We start from the raw sequence: 24,686 nt of genomic DNA, 5'->3' as shown, positions 1-24,686 counted from the left end.
GTTTTAAGAACCGGCGTTACCGCCTACTTAACTCTTCCTGACCCGGCGAAGTATGTTTCGTTGTTCCCGGTCAGTGGAGGCGCATTATAGGGAGTTCCTGACAGGCTGCAACCCCTAATTTGAAAAAACTTTTCAACCGCTCATTAATACGGCAAAAACAGCGAATACGACGAAAAAGGAAACAAAAAGGGGGCGATTTCTCGCCCCCCAAGGATTAGCTATTACTGTTTGGCAACGATATGCCCATTTTCTACATCCAGAGTCACAGGTACTCCCGGTATTAATTTGCCAGAAAGTATCTGTTGCGACAGCGGGTTCTCGATCTCCTGCTGGATAGCACGTTTCAATGGACGTGCACCATAGACAGGGTCGAAACCAGCTTCGCCCAAGAACTCTAACGCAGGCTGAGTAATAGTGACTTGGTAGCCACGCTCTTCCAGACGTTTGTATAACCGCTCCAGTTGGATGCTGGCAATTGAAGCCAAGTGTGCCCGACCCAATGGATGGAAGACCACGACCTCATCTATACGGTTAATGAATTCAGGACGGAAATGATGGCTAACAACTTCCATCACCATATTTTTCATTTCGGCATAGCTTCTTTCGCCGAAACGCTCCTGAATCAGATCTGAACCCAAGTTAGAGGTCATAATGACGACTGTGTTACGGAAATCGACCGTTCTACCCTGCCCATCAGTCAAGCGCCCATCATCCAACACTTGCAAGAGTATGTTGAAGACATCCGGATGCGCTTTTTCCACCTCATCCAGCAGAATCACAGAATAAGGGCGACGGCGTACAGCTTCCGTCAGATAGCCACCTTCCTCATACCCAACGTAGCCCGGAGGTGCACCCACCAGCCGAGATACGGAGTGTTTCTCCATAAACTCGGACATATCGATACGCACCATGGCATCGTCGCTGTCGAACAAGAACGTTGCCAGCGCTTTACACAGCTCGGTTTTACCCACCCCGGTTGGCCCTAAGAATAAGAAGGAGCCAATTGGGCGGTTCGGATCTGACAACCCAGCGCGACTGCGACGGATAGCATTGGATACCGCTTCAACCGCTTCATCCTGCCCTATCACTCGCTTATGGAGATCCTGTTCCATGCGCAACAGCTTATCTCGTTCACTTTCCAGCATGCGAGATACTGGGATACCGGTCCAGCGAGCCAGCACATCCGCAATCTCTACCTCAGTGACACGATTACGCAGCAGCTTCATGGTTTTCCCTTCCAGCGCAGTTGCCGCTGCCAGCTGTTTTTCCAGCTCAGGAATTTTACCGTACTGAAGTTCTGACATTTGCGCCAAGTCACCCACACGACGCGCCTGCTCTAAGGTGATTTTGGCTTGTTCCAGTTCAGTTTTGATATTCTGAGTCCCGGTGAGTGAGGCTTTTTCAGCTTTCCACTCCTCTTCCAGCTCAGAATATTCACGCTCTTTCTGCTCTAATTCGGTATTGAGCATCTCCAGCCGTTTTTTACTGGCGTCATCAGACTCTTTCTTCAGCGCCTGTTGCTCCAGTTTCAACTGGATAATCCGACGTTCCAAGCGATCTAAGGATTCTGGTTTTGAATCCATCTGCATACGGATGCTGGAACCTGCTTCATCGATAAGATCGATGGCTTTATCCGGTAACTGGCGATCCGCAATATAGCGGTGCGACAGTGTTGCCGCAGCAACAATGGCTGGGTCAGTGATCTGCACATGGTGATGCAACTCATAGCGCTCTTTCAACCCACGCAAAATGGCGATGGTGTCTTCTACGCTTGGCTCGGCAACATAAACTTTCTGGAAGCGCCGCTCCAACGCCGCATCCTTCTCTATATATTGACGATACTCATCAAGTGTTGTTGCACCCACGCAATGCAATTCACCGCGCGCTAACGCCGGTTTCAGCATGTTACCGGCATCCATAGCCCCGTCGCCTTTCCCGGCACCAACCATGGTATGCAATTCATCAATGAACAAGATCACACTGCCTTCTTGTTTTGATAAATCGTTCAGCACGCCCTTCAGTCGCTCTTCAAACTCACCACGGTATTTAGCACCCGCAATCAGTGCGCCCATATCTAATGAAAGCACACGTTTATGTTTCAAGCCTTCAGGCACTTCGCCATTCACAATACGTTGTGCCAGGCCTTCCACGATGGCTGTTTTACCGACACCAGGCTCACCGATTAGCACCGGGTTGTTTTTGGTACGACGCTGTAACACCTGAATAGTGCGGCGAATCTCCTCATCACGGCCAATGACCGGATCGAGCTTGCCTTGTTCCGCACGTTCAGTCAGGTCGATAGTGAATTTTTTCAATGCCTGACGCTGGTCTTCAGCCCCTTGGTCATCGACTTTGTCACCACCACGCATATTTTCAATTGCCTTATCTATATTGTCAGTTGTTGCACCCGCAGCCTTTAACATGTCAGTTAAGGTGCCACGATCCTCAAGCGCTGCCAGAACGAACAGCTCCGAAGAGATAAATTTATCTGCACGTTTTTGCGCTAGTTTGTCACAAAGATTGAGTACACGAACCAGCTCGTTTGATGGTTGAACATCACCGCCAGTGCCCTCAACTTGTGGAAGACGACCTAACGCTTGCTCAATCTCGCTACGCAAAGTGGCGACATTAATACCCGCCGAGGTCAACAATGGGCGAACCGTTCCCCCATCCTGATTGAGCAGTGCGCTCATCAAATGTATTGGTTCAATGAATTGATTGTCGCGCCCAAGTGCTAATGACTGGGCATCGGCGAGGGCAAGCTGGAATTTACTGGTAAGACGATCCAGACGCATAACACCTCCAATATTGGTCAAAATTGCTACTGGAGATTAGATGAGGTCATCCCTCAAATTTTCAAGGTTATTTTGACACTATATTTAAAGTAATACGTCATGCGTCAGTGGATCGTCCTAATTCAATAGGTTATATCAGCCAGACTAAACTTGCCATACGTCCGGTGATTCCATCGCGCCGATAAGAGAAAAACTGCTGTTTTTCACTCACAGTACAATGATCACCGCCATAAACAGCATGAATACCCGCAGCCTGTAGCCGCAAGCGAGCTAATGAATAGATATCCGCAAGATATTTGGAGCCGGAGGGGATAGAGGGGATAAAGGCTGCAGCAGATTGAACATCAATATCGCTAAACGCCTGTTTGACATCTTCGCCCACTTCGAACTGCTGTGGACCAATCGCGGGGCCTAGCCAGGCTATAATAGACGAGGGTGCCGCATTGAACTGCACCAGCGTCTGTTCAAGGACGCCAGCACATAGACCACGCCAACCTGCATGGGCAGCAGCAACTTCATCCCCCGCTAATGAGCAAAATAGCACGGGTAGACAATCGGCAGTCATCACCGCACAAACTTGCCCGGCGACACGGCTATAAACCGCATCGGCCTGCACATCAGAGACTGCTTTTCCGTCCAGATGCAAGACACGAGTGCCATGCACCTGCTCTAGCCAGACTGGCATTTGCGGCAAGCCCGCCTGTTCCACCAAACGTTGGCGATTGGCGACCACATTGGTGGTGATATCGCCCACATGGGTGCCAAGGTTTAATGAATCATAAGGCGAAGCGCTGATACCACCATGACGAGTAGTGCTACATGCCTTAACACCAGCAGGCATCGGCCAGTCGGGGAGTATCAGCTTGTCCATTACCAATCCATTTGGTCTTTGAATTCCAGGGTATCAGCCTTCAGCGCATTGATGAGCTCAACCATATCTTCTGGTAATGCTGCATGCCATTCCATCTGAATGCCACTGATTGGATGATACAAACGCAACATGGTTGCATGCAGTGCCTGGCGATCAAAACCGCGCAAAATAGCGATAAAGGAGTCAGATGCTCCTCTTGGTGGGCGAGGACGGCCACCATAAAGCTGATCACCCACCAACGGATGGTTAATATGGGACATATGTACGCGGATCTGATGCGTACGGCCAGTCTCTAAACGCAGGCGCAGGCGAGTATGGGCACGGAAATGCTCCATAATGCGATAATGAGTGGTTGCCGGTTTGCCCATTGGGTGCACGGCCATATGGGTACGTTTGGTGGAGTGGCGAGAAATCGGTTCGTCCACACGGCCACCTGCAGTCATATTGCCGATAGCTACCGCTTCATATTCACGGGTGATTTCGCGCGCTTGCAGTGCTTCAACCAACCGCGTTTGTGCTGGAACCGTTTTCGCGACCACCATCAAGCCAGTGGTATCTTTATCCAGACGATGTACGATACCCGCACGAGGGACATCAACGATTTCTGGGTAATAATAGAGCAACGCATTCAGGACAGTACCATCCGGATTACCTGCGCCGGGATGTACCACCAAACCGCGGGGTTTATTAATAACCAAAATATCGCTATCTTCGTAGACGATATCCAGTGGGATTTCTTGAGGCGCCCAGCGAGCATCTTCCTCAATTTGCGCGTCAATTGCGACGAGCTCACCACCCAACACTTTTTCTTTAGGCTTGTTAATTGTTTTACCGTCGACTGTGACCCTGTCTTCCAAAATCCACTCTTTTATGCGAGATCTTGAATAATCAGGGAACAATTCGGCCAAAGCCTGATCTAACCGTTGACCGAGTTGTGATTCGGCCACCGTTGCGCTGAGTTGTACTTGTTGTGCCATATGCAGCTTCTTGTTCGTTAACGTTGGGTTTTGACGGCGATGCCGTTTAATATAATGTGCTATTGTATCTAGATCTTTGTCGGGAGCTTAACGGACAGTCTCCCGGAATAACACTTCGAGGATAATCAAAACGTCATGACGCGTATGAAATATCTGGTGGCTGCCGCCACGTTGAGCCTGGTGCTGACCGGTTGCTCCAGTAACAAGGACGTGGTTCCCGATAACCCGCCTTCTGAGCTCTATGCTACCGCTCAGCAAAAACTGCAGGACGGTAACTTTAAGGGAGCCATTACGCAACTAGAAGCGTTAGATAACCGCTATCCTTTCGGGCCTTACTCCCAACAGGTTCAGCTTGATTTGATTTATGCCTATTATAAATCAGCTGATCTGCCGTTGGCACAAGCCTCAATTGATCGCTTTATGCGCCTTAATCCCACACATCCTAACATCGATTACGTATTATATATGCGTGGTTTGACTGACATGGCTCTGGATGACAGCGCATTGCAAGGCTTCTTCGGGATTGATCGTTCAGATCGCGATCCGCAACATGCTAAGGCCGCATTCCGCGATTTTAGCCAGTTGATTCAAAGCTATCCGAACAGCCAATATGCAACGGATGCGCAAAAGCGCCTGATGTTCCTAAAAGATCGTCTGGCCAAGCATGAACTGGCCGTGGCGCAATATTACACTAAACGAGGCGCTTACGTCGCGGTAGTTAACCGTGTTGAGCAAATGTTGAGAGATTATCCTGACACTCAAGCAACCCGTGATGCGTTGCCGTTGATGGAAAATGCCTACAAACAGTTGCAACTGAATGCTCAGGCAGACAAAGTTGCCAAGATAATTGCGGCGAACCCAGCCTGATATTATCTGGACGGCTAAAATACCAAACGGCAGCCTAGGCTGCCGTTTTCAATTCTGGCTTTTATGGACAAAACTCAGAAGTTTGGCGACCTCAGACAATTGCACTGACACCGCACTTTAAACAGAAAGATAACGCCGCTTTTAACTATACACAGGCAATATAACTTATCGATAATGCGGCATTGCAACCAATGATTCAAGCCCTCAGCCCCTATTCCTGACGTTAAATCACAGTTCCCATGACCTTTGCAAAAAGTGACAAAAAAAAGTGATCTTGATCATACATTTTACGAAAAACCGAGGTATGCTGAAGTTATCCAAGACGGAGCAGACAGAGAGGTAAGTCATATGACAGTCAACATTACCAGTAAGCAAATGGATATCACCCCAGCAATTCGCAAGCATGTTGAAGACCGTCTCACCAAACTGGATAAATGGCAGGCCCAGTTGATAAACCCACATATTGTACTGTCCAAAGATCCGCAAGGATTTGTTGCTGATGCAACAATTAGTACGCCAATGGGTCCTTTGGTTGCCAGTGCCAAACATGATGATATGTATGCTGCAATTAACGAACTGATCACCAAACTAGAACGTCAATTAAATAAAGTTCAACACAAAGGTGAAGCTCGTCGCGCAGCAAGCAGTGTTAAAGAGACCAATCTGGAGTCAGTAGATGTAGAGGAAGAAGAATCCGAGCAGGAACAATAACCGGGTAAATCCATCTCATTTCGGATCTAACGCGCTTTCGGGCGCGTTTTTTATTGACAGCAATTCAGGCTCGCGGTTAGTTTAGAGGCTAATTACTTGTTACCCGGACCCAAAACAGGTCGCCAGCAACGATGATCAATAAAGTGTTTTTCTTCGCATTCTTTTTTACCTTCCCCTGATTGGGAGGCGTTTCGTCGTGTGATAAAGAATGCGAAGACGAACAACAAAGCCTCCCAGCGGGAGGCTTTTTTTATGCATAAAACATTCAGGATGATAAGAAGGCAGACCCTATGACCGATAATCCATTACTGGTGCTACGTGAACGCATCAGCGCACTAGACTTAAAACTGCTGGCGTTACTGGCAGAGCGGCGGGAATTGGCGGTGGATGTTGCTAAGGCGAAGCAACTTCATCATCGTCCGATTCGCGATAAAGAACGTGAGCGTGACTTGCTGGAAGCACTGGTTGCAGCGGCTAAGCCGTATGACCTCGATGGATTCTATGTCACGCGTCTGTTCCAGCTTATTATCGAAGATTCTGTACTGACGCAGCAGGCGCTGTTACAGCATCAGCTTAATCAAACCACGCTGCACTCTGCCCGTATCGCCTTCCTTGGCCCAAAAGGTTCCTATTCACATCTTGCTGCTCGCCAATATGCAGCCCGTCATTTTGAGCAGCTGATTGAATGTGGTTGCCAGAAATTCCAGGATATCTTTACTCAGGTAGAAACCGGACAGGCTGATTACGCCGTGTTACCGATAGAGAACACCAGTTCTGGATCGATTAATGATGTGTATGATTTGCTGCAACACACCAGTTTGTCTATTGTCGGTGAAATCACCAACCCAATTGACCATTGTGTGCTGGTCGCGACAGAAACTGACCTGAATCAAATCGAAACGGTGTACAGCCATCCGCAACCTTTCCAGCAATGCAGCCAATTTATTAATCGCTTCCCCCATTGGAAAATCGAGTATTGCGAAAGTACCGCTGCGGCAATGGAAAAAGTCGCGCAAATGAATTCGCCGACAGCCGCAGCATTGGGGAGTGAAGCTGGTGGCGCGCTGTATAATTTGCAAGTACTGGAACATAATCTGGCGAATCAGCAGCAAAACATTACCCGTTTTATTGTCCTTGCCCGCAAAGCTATTGATGTCTCTGAGCAGATCCCTGCCAAAACCACCTTAATTATGGCTACCGGCCAGCAGTCGGGGGCATTGGTTGAGGCGCTATTAGTGCTGAGGGACCAGGGTATCATCATGACGAAGCTTGAATCCCGCCCGATTAATGGTAATCCGTGGGAGGAGATGTTCTATATTGATGTGCAGGCGAATTTACGTTCCGAAGCGATGCAAAAAGCGTTGTCAAATCTGACGCCGATTACTCGCTCACTAAAAGTATTAGGCTGCTATCCAAGCGAAAACGTGGTGCCAGTCAACCCAAGCTAAAATGCAAAAAGTCATCCCAATGCTGCTGGGATGACTTTTTAATCAAGCCGGACGAATGGATTACTGGCGGTTATCGTTGGCCTGACGCAGTAATGAACGGCTCTCAACTAAGAAGCGCTCTGCATAATCGCCAAACCAATGCTCAACTTTCAGGAAGCTTTGGACAAAAGCTTTTTTATCACTCTGCTCCAGTAGCGTAATCGCCTCGCCGAAACGTTTATAGTAACGCTTAATCAAAGCCAAATTATCCTCTGAAGACATAATAATGTCGGCGTAAAGCTGTGGGTCCTGCGCGAACAGCCGCCCGACCATTGCCAACTCCAGACGGTAAATCGGTGAAGAGAGTGCCAGCAACTGCTCTAATTGCACATTTTCCTCAGCCAGATGCAAACCATATGCGAAGGTCGCAAAGTGGCGCAACGCCTGAATAAATGCCATGTTTTGGTCATGCTCAACGGCACTGGTCCGGTGCAATCTCGCGCCCCAAACCTGCAACTGCTCCAGCAACCACTGGTAGGCTTGCGGATCGCGACCATCGCAATAGACCACAACTTGCTTCGCCAGACTACCCACATCAGGGCCAAACATCGGATGCAGGCCAACAACTGGCCCGTCATGAGCAGCTAGCATTGCTTGCAGTGGCTTATTCTTCACTGACGCCAGATCCAACAAAATGCAATCTGATGGCAATTTAGGCAACCGGCCAATCACCTCTTCAGTGATATGGATGGGCACACTGACAATCACCATCCCAGCATCCGCCAGAATAGATTCAGCCTGCGGCCAATCCTCTTGCTCCAGCGTCTTCACCTGATAACCAGACAGATTCAGCATCCGGGTAAATAAGCGCCCCATCTGCCCCTGCCCACCAATGATGACCACTGGGCGCAAGTTCGGACACAAGGTTTTGAAACCTTTGTCATTTTCGCTGGTATAAGATTCTCGCATTACCCGACGCAATACGTCTTCAATCAAATCTGGCGGTACACCTAAAGCCTCGGCTTCTTGTCGGCGTGAGGCCAGCATTGCCGCCTCACGGTCTGGCACATAAATGGGCAAACCATAGCGACTTTTAACTTCACCTACTTCGGCCACCAAATGCAGGCGTTTAGCCAGCAAATCCAACAGTGCTTTATCGACTTCATCAATTTGATCGCGCAAAGCGGTCAGTTCAGCCACCATACTTACTTTTCCTCTACAGTCCGGGCCGCCAGCGCTGAACTCAATTCCTGGTGCATACTACGTAACAGAGTCTCAGTGCTTTCCCAGTTAATACAGGCATCGGTCACTGAAACACCGTAGCGCATATCGGCGCGGGGTTGCTCGGATGATTGATTGCCTTCGTGGATGTTACTTTCCAGCATGACACCCGTAATAGAGCGATTACCGGCCTTGATCTGTTCAACCACAGATTCAGCGACCGCAACCTGGCGGCGGTAGTCTTTATTCGAATTACCATGACTGCAATCTATCATTAAGGATGGGATGAGTCCCGCATCCTGCATCTGTTTTTCACACTGAGCGACGTCTTGCGCACTGTAGTTAGGTGTTTTACCGCCACGTAAAATCACATGACCATGCGGATTCCCCTGGGTTTGCAGTAAACAAACCTGACCCGACTGGTTAATCCCCATAAAGCGATGTGGCATGGCTGCGGCACGCATTGCATTAATTGCCGTACCCAGGCTGCCATCAGTCCCATTCTTGAATCCGACCGGCATGGACAGACCTGAAGCCATTTCACGGTGAGTTTGTGATTCTGTGGTGCGAGCACCAATGGCGGACCAACTGAACAGGTCACCCAAGTATTGCGGGCTGTTAGGATCCAGCGCTTCCGTTGCCAGTGGCAACCCCATACCGACTAAATCGAGCAGTAATCGACGAGCAATATGTAACCCAGCTTCCACATCGAATGAGCCATCCATTGCGGGATCATTGATAAGGCCCTTCCAGCCGACGGTGGTTCTCGGTTTTTCAAAATAGACACGCATAACGATATACAGGCTATCACTCAACTCGGCAGAGAGTTTTTGCAAACTACGCGCATAATCCAGAGCAGCATCCACATCGTGGATCGAACATGGGCCACACACAACTAATAGGCGTGGATCTCGTCCCTGAACAATATCAGCAATGGTTTTGCGTGCGTTGGCAATCGCATACTGATCATTGTCGCTCAAAGGAAACTGATTTTTCAGTTCTTCCGGGGTTATCAGTATTTGTTCGGCACTGATATGGACATTATTGAGCGCATCTTTTTGCATGATCATATTCTTTACCTGTCTGTTTAGCGGATGTCGTTTGAGCGTGTTTATCGTTTGAGGGCTCCACAATACCATGCCATGTAAAGTTTTCAATCCATATGTGTAAATAAATAATTACCACTAACTTTACAGGCACATTTCAGTCGGACTTTTGCGGTGAGTCGCAGTTTCTGCAGATGGTCCTAACCTCCCTTTGAGGCCATGATAAGATGCGGGAAATTTTTGGAGGCTGTATGTTAAGAGTCATCATTGTCGACGATGAACAACCCGCGCGCGAAGATTTGCGCGAAAGATTGAGTGAAGAACAAGATATTGAGATCGTCGCCGAATGCAGCAACGCATTAGAAGCCATCCCTGCCATCCAGCGCCTGCAACCTGATGTGGTGTTTCTCGACATCCAGATGCCTAGAATTAATGGGCTAGAATTGGCCTCAATGCTGAACCCAGAAAGTATGCCGCATATCGTTTTCGTCACGGCTTACGATGAATACGCCATCCGTGCTTTTGAAGAGCACGCCTTTGACTATCTGCTAAAACCGCTCGACCATCAACGGTTAGCAAAAACGCTGATTCGCTTAAGGCGCGGCACGGGTGTAAATAATAATTTACAAAAAATAACCGAACCCATGCTGCGACATATCCCTTGCTCCGGGCACAACCGCATTTTTTTGCTGAAAATTGAGGAGGTAGAATATCTCAGTTCTGAGCTTAGCGGGGTGCATGTCGTCGGGATAATACAGTCTGGCTATACCCAGTTATCACTCAAAACGTTGGAAGAAAAAACCCCGTTTATCCGCTGCCATCGGCAATATATGGTGAATACCGAGCAGCTAGGGGAAATTCAGCTTATGGATAATGGTTCAGCTGAAGTTATTACCCGCAGCGGTAAGCATATCCCCGTGAGTCGCCGTTACTTAAAACCTCTAAAAGAGAAATTGGGGATTAACTGAATCAGTTTCTCCTAGCCAAATAGCCAAAATAGAAACAGCCAAGTTAATAGACGCTATCGGTGGATTAATTAATTCATCAATTGAAAAACAATATTAATACATTTTATTTACAACTAATCCTTATATTCTACTCACCTCCTTCAATGCCACTTTAATTAATTAGAAAAGTCTGAGCTGATATAAAAACAGAGACAGATCTCAGTTTTATTTAATTACATAACTAAACAATACTCCCTTGATATTAGCCAAGTTTTAATCAATGCGATCTGTGCTCTGATAGAGAAAATCAAGTAAGAGCCCATGCTCATTGCTTAAAACCAGCGAATACATAACCTAATTTTATTCATGTTGGAAGCAAGGTAATATTATGATAACACTACAATTTATAATTATAATTCTATGTCTTTTAGCCGGAACACGCTACGGAGGCATGGGGCTGGGGTTAATAAGTGGCATTGGCTTATTTATTTTGACCTTTATCTTTGGCCTCGAACCCGGTAAACCACCCGTTGATGTTATGCTGACAATATTAGCCGTAATTGGTTGTGCGTCTGTATTACAAACTGCCGGTGGATTAAATGTCATGATGCAATTTGCTGAGCGATTATTACGTCGACACCCTCAGCACATTACGCTACTGGCTCCATTTACTACCTGGTCATTAACCTTTTTATGTGGTACTGGGCATGTTGTTTATACCATGTTCCCTATTATTTCAGATATTGCGATTAAAAAAGGAATTCGCCCAGAACGACCAATGGCCGTGGCATCTGTCGCATCACAAATGGCGATTACTGCATCTCCAGTTTCGGTAGCGGTAGTGTCCTTGGTATCAATTATTGGTGCCAATCACGGAATTGGACATGCGTATAGCATTCTGGAAATTCTGGCAGTTTCAGTCCCAGCCTCTTTAGTTGGGGTGCTGATGGCCGCATTGTGGAGTTTGCGCCGCGGCAAAGATCTAGATAAGGACCCTGACTTCCAGGAAAAAATCAAAGATCCAGAACAACGCGCCTTTATCTATGGCTCAACAGACACATTATTAAATCAAGTTTTTCCGAAACAAGCCTATTGGTCTACCTGGATATTCTTCGCCGCTATTGTCATCGTGGTATTACTCGGTGCCTTTGCTGACCTGCGCCCTGCTTTTGAAGTTAAAGGTAAGATGCAATCGCTATCGATGAATCTGGTTATTCAGATGATGATGTTGATTGCTGGTGCAGTTATTCTTATTGGCTGTAAAGTTAAGCCTAGCGATATCTCTAACGGTGCTGTGTTCAAAGCTGGCATGGTCGCCATCTTCTCAGTATTCGGTGTTGCCTGGATGAGTGACACCTTCTTCCAAGCCCATATGGGTGATTTGAAATTGGTATTGGAAGATGTCGTGAAAAGTCAGCCATGGACATATGCCATTGTTCTATTTTTGGTTTCCAAGCTGGTTAACAGTCAGGCAGCCGCATTGGCGGCCATCGCACCAATGGGCTTGCAGCTCGGTGTTGATCCTAAAATGCTGATTGCATTCTTCCCTGCTGCTTATGGTTATTTTGTTCTGCCGACCTATCCAAGTGACTTGGCTTGTATCGGTTTTGACCGTTCCGGTACAACTAAGATTGGTAAGTTTATCATTAACCATAGCTTCATCATTCCGGGGCTTATCGGTGTTATCTGCTCTTGTATCACCGGTTATCTGTTGGTAACGACTTTTATGTAATAACAGAAAAAACTGCCACGGATGACATGCAAAGAGACCAGTTTATATTTCTGGTCTCTTTATCTATGGGGCATCAAAATTTTAATCGGCTGACAAAACCTCTTTTCCATTAGCTTTTAAGAATGAACTCATCGTTAAAACCTCCTTATTATAATTAATTATTCAATCTGAAATATCTTCTGAAGAAGTTGGATCACAACTGCTACAATGCGGGCCGCATCACAAACATCACTTTTTTTCACCATGGACCTATTATGTTTTCTTTGCGTCATACCAGGGCGTTGCCGTTTCACATCAGCACACTCGCTTTATCTCTAGTCAGCCTTTCAGTTCTTGCTGATGCCACTGTTTTTACCGCCTTAGATGATCCAGCCACAGCCAAAAAGAGCTTCGATGGTACCGTCGAGGCAGGTTATACCGCCCAGTCAGGTAATACGACCAACTCAACTTTGACCGCTAACTCAACGTTAACTTGGTTCCAGCCCAATACTGCTTACAGTTTGTGGGGCGCTGCGCGCAATACCAGTGCTAACGATCAACGCTCCTCCGAACGTTATCAGTTAGGTGGTCGTACTCGTTATAATTTGACTGATCGTAACTATCTTTTTGGGCAAGCCAGTTGGCTGAATGACCGTTACAACGGTTTTGATTCCCGCTCGGTATTAACCACGGGTTATGGTCGCCAGATTATGACCACGCCGTTACATAACCTGCGCGTGGAATTTGGTCCGGGTGTTCGCCATGATGAGTTTTATGAAGGTGGCCGCGCGACAAAAGCATTGGCTTATGGCGGTGCAAACTATACATATCAGTTAACAGATAACACGGTATTCAGTGAAGGGGTTTCAGCATTAGCAAACGAAGAAACTACGCTGAACTCAGAAACTGCGTTGAACGTTGCCATCAATAAAAGCTTCGCGCTGCGCTTAGCCTACGTTGTGACGTATAACACCAAACCACCTGCTAGTGCGCCAAAAAATACGGATACCACTACGTCAGTCACCTTGGTTTACGGCCTGTAATTATTCATAAGTCTATTTAGCGTGGTGACATGCCACGCTAGTTCCCCCCGATCTTGCCCTTCTTCCCAATACTGACTTTCCGCACTGAAATCTCTGTCGCCATTTTGTAGCCACTTTATCGCCATTAGAAACAAAAAAAGGGGCTAGCACATGGCTAACCCCTTTATAACTATTAACTTTTGGATGAAGCCTGAGCTATACCTTAGTTAGTGCGGTTAAGACGCTCTTTAATACGAGCAGACTTACCAGTACGCTCACGCAGATAGTACAGTTTCGCTTGACGAACGGCACCACGACGTTTCACAGTAATGCTGTCGATTACTGGGGAGTGAGTTTGGAATACACGCTCAACACCTTCGCCGTTGGAAATTTTACGAACGGTGAACGCAGAATGCAGACCGCGGTTACGAATAGCGATAACCACGCCCTCGAATGCCTGCAGACGCTTTTTAGAACCTTCAACAACCCATACCTTAACTTCCACGGAATCACCCGGACGGAATGCAGGTACGTCCTGTTTCATCTGCTCTTGTTCGATTTGCTTGATAATATTGCTCATAATAAGTCTCTTACCCTAGGTAAACTGATATATCAGGATCATTGGCACATAGTGCAATGTTCCTTTCATAGTTCTGTTGCTCAGGGCTTATGTTCCCGTTGGAACTCAGCCAGCAACACCATTTGCTCGTCAGTCAGAGCTAGGCTTTCTAGAAGTTCAGGTCTTCTAAGCCAGGTACGGCCCAGCGACTGCTTTAAGCGCCAGCGACGAATCTCGGCATGGTTGCCCGACAGTAATACTGGCGGAACCTCCATCCCTTCCAACACCTCAGGACGAGTGTAGTGTGGGCAATCCAGCAACCCATCAGCAAAAGAGTCTTCTTCGGCTGAAGCCTGATGACCCAGCACACCCGGAATAAAACGGGATACTGAATCGATCAACGTCATTGCTGGTAGCTCGCCACCGCTGAGAACGTAATCACCAATTGACCATTCTTCATCAATTTCGGTTCTAATTACGCGCTCATCAACTCCTTCGTACCGACCACAAACCAGAATCATTTTCGGGTTCATTGCCAATTCGCAAACACCCTGTTGGTCCAGTTTGCGCCCTTGAGGTGACAGATAAATCACCTTTGCTCCCTCGCCTGCCGCTGCTTTTGCTGCATGAATGGCTTCCCTTAACGGTTGCACCATCATCAACATTCCCGGGCCACCGCCGTATGGGCGATCATCCACGGTACGATGCCGATCGTAGGTAAAGTCACGAGGACTCCAACACTGCACGCTCAGCAGGCCATTTTTTACTGCCCGGCCAGTTACCCCGTAATCGGTTATTGCGCGGAACATCTCTGGAAACAGGCTAATAACACCGATCCACATTGTTTTGTTCCACTCACTTGTGCCGTTTAATTCGGAGGTCAAAAACCAGGATCCCAATCTACCTCAACACGTTGAGCAGTGAGATCGACATTCTTGATAACCTGCCCATGAAGAAACGGGACCAACCGCTCCTTCATACCGAATGCATCTTTCAGGTTTGCTTTCACTACCATCACATCGTTAGAACCGGTTTCCATCATATCGATGATTTTACCCAGTTCGTAACCCGTGGTTGTTACTACCTGACAGCCCATAAGGTCTTTCCAGTAGTAGTCATCCTCTTCCAGTGCGGGTAGCTGCTTGGAATCTACGATAATTTCGCAATTAGTCAGTAAATTCGCGGCATCCCGATCATCAACACCTTTAACTTTGATGATCAGATCCTGACTGTGGCGCTTCCAGTCTTCCAACTCGACATGCTGCCACTTACCGGCCTGCTGGATAAACCACGGCTGGTAATCGAAAATGCTTTCGGCGTTCTCGGTGGATGAAAATACTCTGAGCCAACCGCGAATGCCGTAAGTCGAACCCATTTTACCGAGAACAATCGGCTGTTCGGGAACCACTGGATTGAGTTGCTTGCTCATAATAACCACCACCGCGACAGATTAAGCTGCTTTCTTAGCATCTTTGATCAGCGCAGATACGCGATCAGAAACGGTAGCACCCAGGCCGATCCAATGTTCGATACGGTCCAGATCTAAACGCAGAGCTTCAGCCTGACCAGATGCGATCGGGTTAAAGAAGCCTACACGTTCGATGAAACGACCGTCACGAGCATTACGGCTGTCAGTCACTACTACTTGATAGAACGGACGCTTTTTAGCGCCGCCACGAGCCAAACGAATTGTTACCATAACATCCTCTTTAGTTAATAAAACAACTGGACCCCATCGGGGAACGGGGTCCAGTTGCAATATAAAAAGCCCGAAAATTTTACTCATTTTGGCGCAAAAAGCAATCTAAAGCGTAGATTCCTGTGCGCTAGCTTTTGAATGAGTGCAATTTCCTTCGTTTACCGCCATTTTCGGCGGGAAATCTTTACTCATCTCACACTGGCGACCCCCACAGTGTAAGATGACGTTTAGCGGCCTGGGAAACCCGGTGGCATCATACCTTTCATGCCACGCATCATCTTGGCCAACCCACCATTTTTCATTTTCTTCATCATGCGCTGCATTTCGTCGAACTGCTTAAGCAAGCGGTTAACGTCCTGCACCTGCACACCAGAACCGGTAGCAATGCGGCGCTTACGTGAACCTTTGATGATTTCTGGTTTAGCGCGCTCTTTCAGCGTCATCGAGTTGATGATAGCCTCCATGCGCACTGTCACCTTGTCATCCATCTGCGATTTCACGTTTTCTGGCAACTGACCAGCACCCGGCATTTTACTTAACATGCTAGCCATACCGCCCATGTTACGCATCTGCTTGAGCTGATCGAGGAAATCATTCAGATCGAAGCCATCGCCTTTTTTCAGCTTGGTTGCCAGTTTTTCCGCCTGTGCACGGTCAACTTTGCTCTCAATGTCTTCAATCAGGGAAAGAACGTCGCCCATCCCCAGAATACGTGACGCCACGCGATCCGGATGGAACGGCTCAAGCGCTTCGGTTTTCTCACCGACACCAAGGAATTTAATCGGCTTGCCGGTGATATGGCGGATAGACAGCGCAGCACCGCCGCGAGCATCGCCATCCACTTTGGTCAGTACGACACCCGTGAGGGGCAGTGCTTCGTTGAAGGCTTTTGCTGTATTCGCAGCATCCTGACCAGTCATGGCATCGACGACAAACAGTGTTTCAACCGGATTAATCGCGGCATGAATCTGTTTGATCTCATCCATCATCGCTTCGTCGACGTGCAAACGACCAGCGGTATCGACAATCAGAACATCATAAAACTTAAGTTTCGCCTGTTGCAGAGCACGATTAACAATATCAATCGGTTTCTCTTGCACATCAGACGGGAAGAAATCGATGCTAACCTGTTGTGCCAACGTTTCCAGCTGTTTGATCGCCGCAGGGCGATAGACGTCGGCAGACACCACCAGCACTTTTTTCTTATGCTTTTCTTTAAGGAACTTACCCAGCTTAGCTACACTGGTGGTTTTACCCGCACCTTGCAGACCCGCCATTAACACCACTGCTGGCGGTTGCGCGGCCAGATTCAGTTCGTTATTGACCTCGCCCATGGCGGCAATAAGTTCATTTTTAACTATTTTGACGAATTCCTGCCCTGGCGTAAGGCTTTTATTCACCTCATGCCCGACAGCGCGCTCTTTTACCCGGTTGATAAAGTCACGAACAACCGGCAGAGCAACGTCAGCTTCCAGTAACGCCATGCGCACTTCACGCAGCGTTTCTTTAATATTTTCTTCGGTCAGCCGGCCACGGCCGCTGATATTGCGCAGTGTGCGCGACAATCGATCAGTTAAGTTCTCAAACATTGTCTCATACTCAACGTGGAAACAGGCCGCTCTGGCGACACAATGGGGGGATTATAACACGAAGCGTAAACGATCTCTGCCCTCTCGTCGGAGAACGGTTGGAGCGAGACGCGCTCAACGCTATACTGGCAATCTCATTCACTTAGCCGATGCTCATATAACGCTATGCCCGTGTTCTCCATTTTGGCTTTGATCGCTTATTCGCTCAGCCTGGGCTTGATTGTCCCAAGCTTGGTACAGAAAAATAGTGCTTACCGGCGGCTAGCGCTGATTTCTGCCGTCATCGCACTAGTGTGCCATGCTATTGCGTTGAAGCATCAGATATTTGATGTTGGCGGTGGTCAAAACCTCACTTTATTGAATATCGGCTCCATTGTCGGGCTGATGATCTGTTCAATCATGACTATCGTTGCCTCACAGGGACGTGGCTGGTTCCTGCTGCCTATTGTCTATAGTTTTGCCATGATCAATCTGGCCCTTGCCAGCTTGCTACCCGGTGAATTTATTACTCATTTGGAAGCCAGCCCTGCAATATTCGTCCATATTGGACTGGCACTCTTTGCTTACGCGACACTGATCATCGCGGCACTCTATGCGCTACAGCTGGCTTGGCTCGATTATCAGCTAAAAAATAAAAAAGTCACTTTTAATGCCGATATGCCGCCGTTGATGAGCATTGAGCGCAAAATGTTCCACATCACTCAGATTGGCGTGGTATTGCTTACACTGACGCTGTGCACTGGTTTGCTCTATATGGACAACATATTTAGTAAAGAGAATGTCCATAAAGCGGTGTTATCGATCATGGCCTGGTTTGTCTATATTGTTTTACTGTGGGGCCATTACCATGAAGGCTGGCGTGGGCGCAGGGTGATTTGGTTCAGCTTTGCGGGCGCATTTCTACTTACGCTGGCTTATTTTGGTAGCCGACTGGTTCAAGAAATCATGGTTCCGTAGTCTTTTCTCAGCCATCCGCATAGGGCCCTATTCAGCGAATAGAGCCTTCTTCGCAATTAAGGAACACTGCGTTGGATCATGTATCAACTAGTACGCTGATCATTATTCTGGTCATCATGGTCGTGGTTTCGGCTTATTTTTCGGCTTCCGAAACCGGCATGATGACACTTAATCGCTATCGTCTACGCCACTTGTCCAAGCAAGGAAATCGCGCTGCTCGCCGGGTTGAAAAATTACTGCGTCGCCCTGACCGACTAATAAGTTTGGTCTTGATTGGCAATAATCTGGTGAATATTCTGGCTTCAGCACTGGCGACTATCGTCGGTATCCGCTTATACGGAAATGCTGGGGTTGCCATCGCAACTGGGGTGCTTACCTTTGTGGTGCTAATTTTTGCTGAAGTGATGCCGAAAACTATCGCGGCCCTTTATCCTGAACGTGTTGCGTTCCCCAGCAGTGTATTACTGGCTCCTTTGCAGAAAATCATGATGCCACTGGTATGGTTGCTCAATACCATCACTCGTGGGTTGATGCGCATGTGTGGCATCCGCGGGAATGTGCACAGGAGTGATGCGGTCAGTAAAGATGAATTACGCAGTATTGTGAATGAATCCCAGTCACAAATTTCCCGCCGTAATCAAGATATGTTGATATCGGTGCTGGATCTGGAGAAGGTCACGGTCGGCGATATCATGGTACCGCGCAATGAGGTGGTCGGCATTGATATCAATGATGATTGGAAGTCAATCATGCGCCAGCTCACCCACTCTCCCCATGGCCGTATCCTGTTGTATCGCCAGTCATTAGATGATGCTATTGGCATGCTGCGTGTGCGGGAAGCCTATCGGCTCATGACTGAAAAGAAAGAGTTCAATAAAGAGAACCTGCTGCGAGCAGCCGATGAAATTTACTTTATCCCCGAGGGCACTCCGCTGAATGTGCAGTTGGTTAAATTCCAGCGGAATAAAGAGAAAGTCGGAATAATTGTCGACGAATATGGCGATATTCAAGGGTTGGTGACAGTTGAAGATATTCTGGAAGAGATCGTTGGCGACTTCACCACCTCAATGTCCCCTACACTCGCCGAAGAGGTCAATCCGCAAAGTGATGGTTCAGTTCTGATTGATGGCAGTGCCAGCGTCCGTGAACTCAACAAAGCCTTTAATTGGTCACTCCCTATCGATGCCCGTACGATCAATGGCATGCTACTGGAAACACTAGAAGAAATTCCACAGGTAGAAACTCAAGTCCGTATTGGTAATTATTTGATTGATGTGCTGGATGTGCAAGAAAATATGATTAAGCGGGTACGAGTGAAACCGATCACGACTCAGGATCACTCGCCGCTATAAACGGCCCACAGCAAACATAATCCAAGTAAATGCACAGTGCAGATAATCGGTAAAAATAAAAAAGACGCCTTTTCAGCGTCTTTTTTGCATTTATCCATCAAAGAACAAACAGATAGAAACTGAAAGCTAGATATGCAATTCAGTCAGTTTCTCTTTCGGCAATGCCAGTTCTTCGTTGTGGTTGATACGCACACCACGGTCAATGATACCTTTGGCAATTTCCTGCGCTTCTTCTAACGAGTGCATATGATAAGTCCCGCACTGGTATTCATTCAGCTCAGGAATTTTCCGTTGATCAGTGACCTTTAGCACATCGGCCATTGCCGCTTTCCAGGCATCGGCTACTCGTTGCTCATCAGGCGTACCAATCAGACTCATATAGAAACCAGTACGGCACCCCATAGGAGAGATATCGATGATTTCAACACCGTTACCATTGAGGTGATTACGCATGAAACCCGCAAACAGGTGTTCTAACGTATGAATTCCGCGCTCTGGCATCACTTCTTTGTTTGGCACACAGAAGCGTAAATCAAATACTGTTATCTCGTCGCCATGAGGGGTTTTCATCGTCTTAGCAACACGTACTGCCGGTGCTTTCATAATGGTGTGATCTACGGTAAAGCTATCCAGTAATGGCATTTAGTTACCTCCTCATAAAAAAAGTAATTTTTATTCGATCTTTTTTCGCAACCTGTGAAACTTTTTTCTATCCAGCGCGTCTTAATATGTGAAAGACGCGCATTTGTTATCATCATCCCTGTTTTACCAGAGATGTTAATTTGGCCACAGAAGTTATGTGGCCTTTTCTTTTTACTGCCCGCCGTGAAGCACCAAGTACTCTTCAAAGCTTAGCTTATCTTTGAGTTCCAGCTCACGTTGGCGCTGCCATGACGCTTCGCCCTCTGCGGCCAACTGCTCTTCTGTCAGTAATTCCAGTGGCTCACTTTGCAGCATCGTCCTGTAGTGCTCAGCTAATTCAAGACCGACACCACCAATACCACCTTCTTTCATCGCTTGCAAAATACGCGCAGAGAATGTCAGGCTTGGGTCATCAAACGATGCAACAAGTTCGTCACAGACCTGTTGATACTCCGTGCTCTCTTTGCCATCTAATACTTCTGCAACGCGGCGTAAGTCTGCAAACAGATCTTTGCCGACCTTTTCCAGCGGCTCACGGGTATCGTTACATCCCATACCGATCGTTTGCCCAGGTTTACGCCCTTCCAAAATGACCCGATTCCAGTTCTTACGGGTACACAACAATTCGTCACTGCTCATTTCAGGCGCGTCAGCCAGCACACACCAAATCAGGAACAGATCGAGGAAACGTGCCTGAACTGCATCAACACCAATGGGTGAGAATGGGTTAATGTCCAGCGAACGCACTTCGATATATTCAATGCCGCCACGCAATAAGGCATCCGAAGGTGATTCACCTGCACGGGTAACCCGTTTAGGTCGGATCGGTGCATAAAGCTCATTTTCAATCTGCAACACATTGGTATTCAATTGCAGGTGACGATCGCCGTCTTTAAGCCCCAGTGCCGCATACTCTTCTGATGGCGTTTTAATCGCGCGCTTCAGCCCGGCAACATAAGTGTTCAGGTCATTAAACGTAATGCCCAAGTTGCTTTGCGATTTATTGGTATACCCCAGATCACTCAAACGCAATGAGGTGGCATAAGGTAAATAGCACATCCCTTTATCGTTGCGTTCAAATGGCAATGTGGTCTCACGCCCTTGTAGGAATGATGAGCAAATCGCCGGAGAAGCCCCAAACAGGTAAGGAATAACCCAACCAAAACGATAGTAGTTGCGAATCAGGCGGAAATAACCGGCTGAAATCTCCTCTTTACCGCTTTTTTCATCGGTGACACCTGCCCATGCCTGCCAAAACTCCAGCGGCAAAGAGAAGTTATAGTGCACACCGGAGATGGTTTGCATCAACGCACCATAGCGGTTTTTTAAACCCTCACGGTAAAGTGTTTTGAAGCGACCAATATTAGAAGAGCCATATTTCGCCAGTTCAATATCCTGCTCAGCCCCGATAAAGCAAGGCATGCTGAGTGGCCACATGCGTTCGTCACCCAGCTTACGTGCGGTATAGCGGTGGATATCACGTAAAAACGTCAGTAGATGGTCAATGTCACCATCGACTGGGGTAATGAATTCCAGCAATGCCTCAGCAAAATCAGTGGTAATCCATTGATGTGTCAGTGCTGCACCCAGTGATTCTGGGTGGCCCGTCGAGGCTAATTGGCCATCGGCGGTCACTCTCAATGTTTCCCGCTCGATACCGCGACGGATCCCTTTCAGGGCTTTAGGGTGCGCTTCCAACCAAGTCAGCGCGTGTGATACATCCGGGATCAAATCGACCTCCCGCTCTTGAAAACCATAACTCGTCAGCATACTGAAACTGCATAGATGTGACTACGTAAGTTTGTCACACACTTTATTGCCACCAAGCAATTCCTTGCAGCGTAATCATCGTTAACACGATATAACGCAATGCTTTTCCCAGACACAGAAAAAAAGCGACAAGACCCCAGGGCATACGCAACCAGCCTGCCAACACACACATCAAATCGCCCACTATCGGTAACCAGCTCAACAATAAAGCTGCTGGGCCAAAGCGTTGAAGCCAGCCGAGTGCTGTACTCATCCCACGCTGTGGCTTTAATTCCGGTAATAAACGCCCTATAACAACATTTGTTAGCCCCCCCAAGGTATTTCCGACGGTGGCAGACAACACCAGCATCAGGGCGGGCGCACTGCCTGCCGTTAATAGGGTGACTAACAGAATTTCAGAATTTCCAGGTAAGAGCGTCGCGCTGAGAAAACTACTCCCAAACAATGAAGCAATGGCTAGCGTACTACTCACAGTAGACGCACATCAACTATTGCCATATTCGCCCTTTTGGCGGCCTCGACACCAAAGTCGGCATCTTCAAAGACCACACATTGATCTGGGCGCACGCCGAGTAACTCTGCACAACGCAAAAATGTCTCAGGCTCTGGTTTGTGTTTGGTGACATCATCAGCCCCCACAATCACATCGAAATAGTCCCGCAGGCCCAGATGCTGTAAAAGCATCTCTGCCATAGCGTGCTCGCTTCCAGTGCCTACAGCCATAGGTTTACGCCCATAATAGGCTTTAACCACGTCTATGAGCGGCAGAGGCTTCACATTGTCCAGCAGCATCGTTTTCACCAGCGCGGTTTTTTCCGCCGCCAGTAAATGAGGATCCAGATCCGATTGGTGATTAGCGATGATTACGCGGGCAATTTGCCAGGTAGGCGAACCATTCAAAGCGACCATGGCTTGCTCGTCAAAATGCATCCCGTAAGGTGTGAGTACCTGACGCCATGCCTGACGATGCGTGGACTCTGTGTCCAGGATGGTGCCATCCATATCAAAGATCAGGCCATCATAACCATCGTACATCGTGACCCCACGACCAGGCAGAAAATGAAAAGCTACTTTATCGCAAACTAACTAAATTGTCGCTCACTGTATAATCATATGAATTTAATAAAGAAAAAATGATTTTCACGGAGATAAGGTCGTATTTACCCTAAGGGAAACAAGTGAGTTTGGCGGTTAATCGTAGGATAGGAGAGTTAAAAGATTTCAAGCGGTTGAGTGACACAAAGCCAGAAAGCAGAAAACCCCGCCGTAGCGAGGTTTCTCAATATGGTGCACCCAGGAAGATTCGAACTTCCGACCGCTCGGTTCGTAGCCGAGTACTCTATCCAGCTGAGCTATGGGTGCGATTTTGTGTTTCTAATTTTACGGAGGCGTTTCAGCAAGTGAAACTTAACAACAAGATGTATGACCTAGAAGATGGTGCACCCAGGAAGATTCGAACTTCCGACCGCTCGGTTCGTAGCCGAGTACTCTATCCAGCTGAGCTATGGGTGCAATTAATTCTTTGACACTACCTGATGTTCATTTGACTATTTCACCATACTGCAAAATATGGTGCACCCAGGAAGATTCGAACTTCCGACCGCTCGGTTCGTAGCCGAGTACTCTATCCAGCTGAGCTATGGGTGCATAGTAAATGGCGGTGAGGGAGGGATTCGAACCCTCGATACAGCTTTTGACCGTATACTCCCTTAGCAGGGGAGCGCCTTCAGCCTCTCGGCCACCTCACCATACGCTTCTTTCGAATTGTGCCTAACTTGCTTTTGAAGAAGCTCATCGGCACTGCGTGGCGCACATATTACTTTCCCGCACTTATAAGTCAAACAATTTTTCCCAACTCACGTTCATTTGCACAATTCACACGCAACATGACTAGTTTGACGCCGAAAAGAGTGTTTTATCAACAGGAAATATAGTCCTTATTGATATGTAACCTGCATGAGGACAAAAATGAAATTATTCCGATAACCCGTCAGATAGGCCGAAAACAGGAATGAGGACTGAGGAAAAAACGCAAAAAAGGAATAAAACTGCATATCAGGGGGGAATGTACAGCAGTAGCGCCTCGTATGACACGAGACGCTGCTTCAAAATCAGTAAGTCGTCGGTTGAGACTTTTCTGCTTGGATGCGCTGGTAGATTTCTTCACGGTGAACAGAAACCTCTTTCGGAGCATTTACACCAATTCGAACCTGGTTGCCTTTAACTCCTAATACAGTAACCGTAACCTCATCGCCAATCATGAGTGTTTCACCAACTCGACGAGTCAGAATAAGCATTCTTTGCTCCTTGAAAAATTAAAAGAGTCGGGTCTCTCAGTTTCCCCGCCATTATCCATCATACACCGTGAAAACGTAAGCCATCACATTCACATAAAATGTAAGTAGCTTGGTCGAGTCTTTAACTAATACCTAAAACAAGTTTAGCTGAAGCAAACAACTTTGCGTTTAACTTTGTTATCGAACTATGACAGGAAAATTGAAAAACGCCATATCCAACACAGAG

The 24,686-nt window shown here is 47.6% G+C and carries 23 protein-coding genes, 4 tRNA genes and 1 other annotated feature; of the genes, 8 read left to right on the top strand and 19 right to left on the bottom strand.

All coding sequences use genetic code 11. The features are described from left to right. Positions 1–221 precede the first annotated feature (221 nt). The 3 genes from clpB to rluD form a co-directional block, all read right to left on the bottom strand. Positions 222–2,795 (bottom strand): ATP-dependent chaperone ClpB, encoded by a 2,574-nt coding sequence (gene clpB, locus ACZ76_RS13485; protein WP_048619375.1) that lies wholly within the window; start codon positions 2,793–2,795, stop codon positions 222–224. Between the two features lie 130 nt (positions 2,796–2,925). Then, the gene (yfiH, locus tag ACZ76_RS13480) at positions 2,926–3,666 is read right to left on the bottom strand and encodes a purine nucleoside phosphorylase YfiH (protein WP_048619374.1); all 741 of its coding nucleotides are present in this window, start codon (positions 3,664–3,666) and stop codon (positions 2,926–2,928) included. Further along, complete coding sequence (gene rluD, locus ACZ76_RS13475) at positions 3,666–4,643, bottom strand: 23S rRNA pseudouridine(1911/1915/1917) synthase RluD (protein WP_004877207.1); 978 nt, start codon at positions 4,641–4,643, stop codon at positions 3,666–3,668. The genes yfiH and rluD overlap by 1 nt, the downstream gene beginning before the upstream one ends. A gap of 135 nt (positions 4,644–4,778) precedes the next feature. On the opposite strand from rluD, the gene bamD reads away from it, so the two are divergent. From bamD to pheA, 3 genes are all read left to right on the top strand, one after another. Then, positions 4,779–5,510 (top strand): outer membrane protein assembly factor BamD, encoded by a 732-nt coding sequence (gene bamD / locus ACZ76_RS13470; RefSeq protein ID WP_048619372.1) that lies wholly within the window; start codon positions 4,779–4,781, stop codon positions 5,508–5,510. Positions 5,511–5,858: 348 nt separating this feature from the next. Continuing rightward, positions 5,859–6,221: a ribosome-associated translation inhibitor RaiA gene (gene raiA / locus ACZ76_RS13465; RefSeq protein WP_048619370.1), complete on the top strand. Its 363-nt coding sequence runs from the start codon at positions 5,859–5,861 to the stop codon at positions 6,219–6,221. A 130-nt stretch (positions 6,222–6,351) separates the two neighbouring features. Then, positions 6,352–6,475, top strand: a sequence feature (Phe leader region). Positions 6,476–6,511: 36 nt separating this feature from the next. Next, positions 6,512–7,669: a bifunctional chorismate mutase/prephenate dehydratase gene (gene pheA / locus ACZ76_RS13460; RefSeq protein WP_048619369.1), complete on the top strand. Its 1,158-nt coding sequence runs from the start codon at positions 6,512–6,514 to the stop codon at positions 7,667–7,669. 60 nt (positions 7,670–7,729) lie between these two features. On the opposite strand, the gene tyrA is transcribed toward pheA, so the two are convergent. Continuing rightward, positions 7,730–8,851, bottom strand: coding sequence for a bifunctional chorismate mutase/prephenate dehydrogenase (gene tyrA / locus ACZ76_RS13455; RefSeq protein ID WP_048619367.1), 1,122 nt, complete (start codon positions 8,849–8,851; stop codon positions 7,730–7,732). A 2-nt stretch (positions 8,852–8,853) separates the two neighbouring features. After that, complete coding sequence (locus ACZ76_RS13450; protein ID WP_048620300.1) at positions 8,854–9,933, bottom strand: 3-deoxy-7-phosphoheptulonate synthase; 1,080 nt, start codon at positions 9,931–9,933, stop codon at positions 8,854–8,856. Between the two features lie 233 nt (positions 9,934–10,166). Here ACZ76_RS13450 and btsR point away from each other — a divergent pair, with 233 nt between their 5' ends. The 3 genes from btsR (at position 10,167) to ACZ76_RS13435 (ending at position 13,616) form a co-directional block, all read left to right on the top strand. Next, positions 10,167–10,883: a two-component system response regulator BtsR gene (gene btsR, locus ACZ76_RS13445; RefSeq protein WP_048619366.1), complete on the top strand. Its 717-nt coding sequence runs from the start codon at positions 10,167–10,169 to the stop codon at positions 10,881–10,883. Positions 10,884–11,250: 367 nt separating this feature from the next. Further along, positions 11,251–12,594, top strand: coding sequence for an anaerobic C4-dicarboxylate transporter (locus tag ACZ76_RS13440; RefSeq protein ID WP_032815380.1), 1,344 nt, complete (start codon positions 11,251–11,253; stop codon positions 12,592–12,594). Between the two features lie 254 nt (positions 12,595–12,848). Then, positions 12,849–13,616, top strand: coding sequence for a DUF481 domain-containing protein (locus ACZ76_RS13435; protein ID WP_048619365.1), 768 nt, complete (start codon positions 12,849–12,851; stop codon positions 13,614–13,616). 202 nt (positions 13,617–13,818) lie between these two features. On the opposite strand, the gene rplS is transcribed toward ACZ76_RS13435, so the two are convergent. The 5 genes from rplS to ffh all read right to left on the bottom strand — a co-directional run bounded on the left by rplS (position 13,819) and on the right by ffh (position 17,442). Next, complete coding sequence (gene rplS / locus ACZ76_RS13430; protein ID WP_004393427.1) at positions 13,819–14,175, bottom strand: 50S ribosomal protein L19; 357 nt, start codon at positions 14,173–14,175, stop codon at positions 13,819–13,821. An 80-nt stretch (positions 14,176–14,255) separates the two neighbouring features. Beyond that, complete coding sequence (gene trmD / locus ACZ76_RS13425; protein WP_048619363.1) at positions 14,256–14,996, bottom strand: tRNA (guanosine(37)-N1)-methyltransferase TrmD; 741 nt, start codon at positions 14,994–14,996, stop codon at positions 14,256–14,258. Positions 14,997–15,034: 38 nt separating this feature from the next. Continuing rightward, positions 15,035–15,583 (bottom strand): ribosome maturation factor RimM, encoded by a 549-nt coding sequence (gene rimM, locus ACZ76_RS13420; RefSeq protein ID WP_032815382.1) that lies wholly within the window; start codon positions 15,581–15,583, stop codon positions 15,035–15,037. Positions 15,584–15,604: 21 nt separating this feature from the next. Then, positions 15,605–15,853, bottom strand: a complete 249-nt coding sequence (rpsP, locus tag ACZ76_RS13415; RefSeq protein WP_004877236.1) for a 30S ribosomal protein S16 — start codon at positions 15,851–15,853, stop codon at positions 15,605–15,607. Positions 15,854–16,080: 227 nt separating this feature from the next. Beyond that, positions 16,081–17,442 carry a signal recognition particle protein gene (gene ffh / locus ACZ76_RS13410; protein WP_004877238.1) on the bottom strand — a complete coding sequence of 454 codons (1,362 nt, stop codon included), beginning with the start codon at positions 17,440–17,442 and terminating at the stop codon, positions 16,081–16,083. Between the two features lie 165 nt (positions 17,443–17,607). Here ffh and ACZ76_RS13405 point away from each other — a divergent pair, with 165 nt between their 5' ends. Beyond that, entirely contained in the window at positions 17,608–18,399 is a 792-nt protein-coding gene (locus ACZ76_RS13405; RefSeq protein ID WP_048619361.1) for a cytochrome C assembly family protein, read from the top strand. Between the two features lie 71 nt (positions 18,400–18,470). Next, positions 18,471–19,751, top strand: a complete 1,281-nt coding sequence (locus tag ACZ76_RS13400; protein WP_144413915.1) for an HlyC/CorC family transporter — start codon at positions 18,471–18,473, stop codon at positions 19,749–19,751. A gap of 126 nt (positions 19,752–19,877) precedes the next feature. Here the strand turns inward: ACZ76_RS13400 and luxS are convergent, their stop codons facing one another. The 9 genes from luxS to csrA form a co-directional block, all read right to left on the bottom strand. After that, on the bottom strand, positions 19,878–20,393 hold the full coding sequence (luxS, locus tag ACZ76_RS13395) for an S-ribosylhomocysteine lyase (protein WP_004877244.1): 516 nt from the start codon (positions 20,391–20,393) through the stop codon (positions 19,878–19,880). Positions 20,394–20,564: 171 nt separating this feature from the next. After that, positions 20,565–22,163: a glutamate--cysteine ligase gene (gene gshA / locus ACZ76_RS13390; protein WP_172684449.1), complete on the bottom strand. Its 1,599-nt coding sequence runs from the start codon at positions 22,161–22,163 to the stop codon at positions 20,565–20,567. Positions 22,164–22,206: 43 nt separating this feature from the next. Further along, on the bottom strand, positions 22,207–22,635 hold the full coding sequence (locus ACZ76_RS13385; protein WP_048619360.1) for a YqaA family protein: 429 nt from the start codon (positions 22,633–22,635) through the stop codon (positions 22,207–22,209). Continuing rightward, positions 22,632–23,198 carry a fructose-1-phosphate/6-phosphogluconate phosphatase gene (gene yqaB, locus ACZ76_RS13380; protein ID WP_048619358.1) on the bottom strand — a complete coding sequence of 189 codons (567 nt, stop codon included), beginning with the start codon at positions 23,196–23,198 and terminating at the stop codon, positions 22,632–22,634. The genes ACZ76_RS13385 and yqaB overlap by 4 nt, the downstream gene beginning before the upstream one ends. A 250-nt stretch (positions 23,199–23,448) precedes the next feature. After that, positions 23,449–23,525 (bottom strand) — tRNA-Arg (locus tag ACZ76_RS13375). Between the two features lie 73 nt (positions 23,526–23,598). Next, positions 23,599–23,675: transfer RNA gene (locus tag ACZ76_RS13370), tRNA-Arg, on the bottom strand. A gap of 58 nt (positions 23,676–23,733) precedes the next feature. After that, positions 23,734–23,810 (bottom strand) — tRNA-Arg (locus ACZ76_RS13365). A gap of 8 nt (positions 23,811–23,818) precedes the next feature. Continuing rightward, a tRNA-Ser gene (locus ACZ76_RS13360) sits at positions 23,819–23,911 on the bottom strand. Between the two features lie 363 nt (positions 23,912–24,274). Then, positions 24,275–24,460, bottom strand: coding sequence for a carbon storage regulator CsrA (csrA, locus tag ACZ76_RS13355; RefSeq protein ID WP_002209449.1), 186 nt, complete (start codon positions 24,458–24,460; stop codon positions 24,275–24,277). Positions 24,461–24,686: the final 226 nt, after the last annotated feature.

The organism is Yersinia aleksiciae (assembly GCF_001047675.1).
Classification (GTDB): Bacteria; Pseudomonadota; Gammaproteobacteria; order Enterobacterales; family Enterobacteriaceae; genus Yersinia; species Yersinia aleksiciae.
Note: the sequence above shows the minus strand (reverse complement) of the source record. Positions and strands in the feature narration are given on the sequence as shown.

What these genes read in the sequence shown, in the direction of transcription:
- ACZ76_RS13450 (WP_048620300.1), bottom strand. Translation starts at nt 9,933, where the DNA reads ATGCAAAAAGATGCGCTCAATAATGTCCATATCAGTGCCGAACAAATA.
- trmD (WP_048619363.1), bottom strand. Translation starts at nt 14,996, where the DNA reads ATGTGGATCGGTGTTATTAGCCTGTTTCCAGAGATGTTCCGCGCAATA.
- luxS (WP_004877244.1), bottom strand. Translation starts at nt 20,393, where the DNA reads ATGCCATTACTGGATAGCTTTACCGTAGATCACACCATTATGAAAGCA.
- tyrA (WP_048619367.1), bottom strand. Translation starts at nt 8,851, where the DNA reads ATGGTGGCTGAACTGACCGCTTTGCGCGATCAAATTGATGAAGTCGAT.
- rimM (WP_032815382.1), bottom strand. Translation starts at nt 15,583, where the DNA reads ATGAGCAAGCAACTCAATCCAGTGGTTCCCGAACAGCCGATTGTTCTC.
- pheA (WP_048619369.1), top strand. Translation starts at nt 6,512, where the DNA reads ATGACCGATAATCCATTACTGGTGCTACGTGAACGCATCAGCGCACTA.
- gshA (WP_172684449.1), bottom strand. Translation starts at nt 22,163, where the DNA reads ATGCTGACGAGTTATGGTTTTCAAGAGCGGGAGGTCGATTTGATCCCG.
- ACZ76_RS13435 (WP_048619365.1), top strand. Translation starts at nt 12,849, where the DNA reads ATGTTTTCTTTGCGTCATACCAGGGCGTTGCCGTTTCACATCAGCACA.
- yqaB (WP_048619358.1), bottom strand. Translation starts at nt 23,198, where the DNA reads ATGTACGATGGTTATGATGGCCTGATCTTTGATATGGATGGCACCATC.
- bamD (WP_048619372.1), top strand. Translation starts at nt 4,779, where the DNA reads ATGACGCGTATGAAATATCTGGTGGCTGCCGCCACGTTGAGCCTGGTG.
- rplS (WP_004393427.1), bottom strand. Translation starts at nt 14,175, where the DNA reads ATGAGCAATATTATCAAGCAAATCGAACAAGAGCAGATGAAACAGGAC.
- ACZ76_RS13440 (WP_032815380.1), top strand. Translation starts at nt 11,251, where the DNA reads ATGATAACACTACAATTTATAATTATAATTCTATGTCTTTTAGCCGGA.
- rluD (WP_004877207.1), bottom strand. Translation starts at nt 4,643, where the DNA reads ATGGCACAACAAGTACAACTCAGCGCAACGGTGGCCGAATCACAACTC.
- btsR (WP_048619366.1), top strand. Translation starts at nt 10,167, where the DNA reads ATGTTAAGAGTCATCATTGTCGACGATGAACAACCCGCGCGCGAAGAT.
- ffh (WP_004877238.1), bottom strand. Translation starts at nt 17,442, where the DNA reads ATGTTTGAGAACTTAACTGATCGATTGTCGCGCACACTGCGCAATATC.
- yfiH (WP_048619374.1), bottom strand. Translation starts at nt 3,666, where the DNA reads ATGGACAAGCTGATACTCCCCGACTGGCCGATGCCTGCTGGTGTTAAG.
- rpsP (WP_004877236.1), bottom strand. Translation starts at nt 15,853, where the DNA reads ATGGTAACAATTCGTTTGGCTCGTGGCGGCGCTAAAAAGCGTCCGTTC.
- ACZ76_RS13405 (WP_048619361.1), top strand. Translation starts at nt 17,608, where the DNA reads ATGCCCGTGTTCTCCATTTTGGCTTTGATCGCTTATTCGCTCAGCCTG.
- csrA (WP_002209449.1), bottom strand. Translation starts at nt 24,460, where the DNA reads ATGCTTATTCTGACTCGTCGAGTTGGTGAAACACTCATGATTGGCGAT.
- clpB (WP_048619375.1), bottom strand. Translation starts at nt 2,795, where the DNA reads ATGCGTCTGGATCGTCTTACCAGTAAATTCCAGCTTGCCCTCGCCGAT.
- raiA (WP_048619370.1), top strand. Translation starts at nt 5,859, where the DNA reads ATGACAGTCAACATTACCAGTAAGCAAATGGATATCACCCCAGCAATT.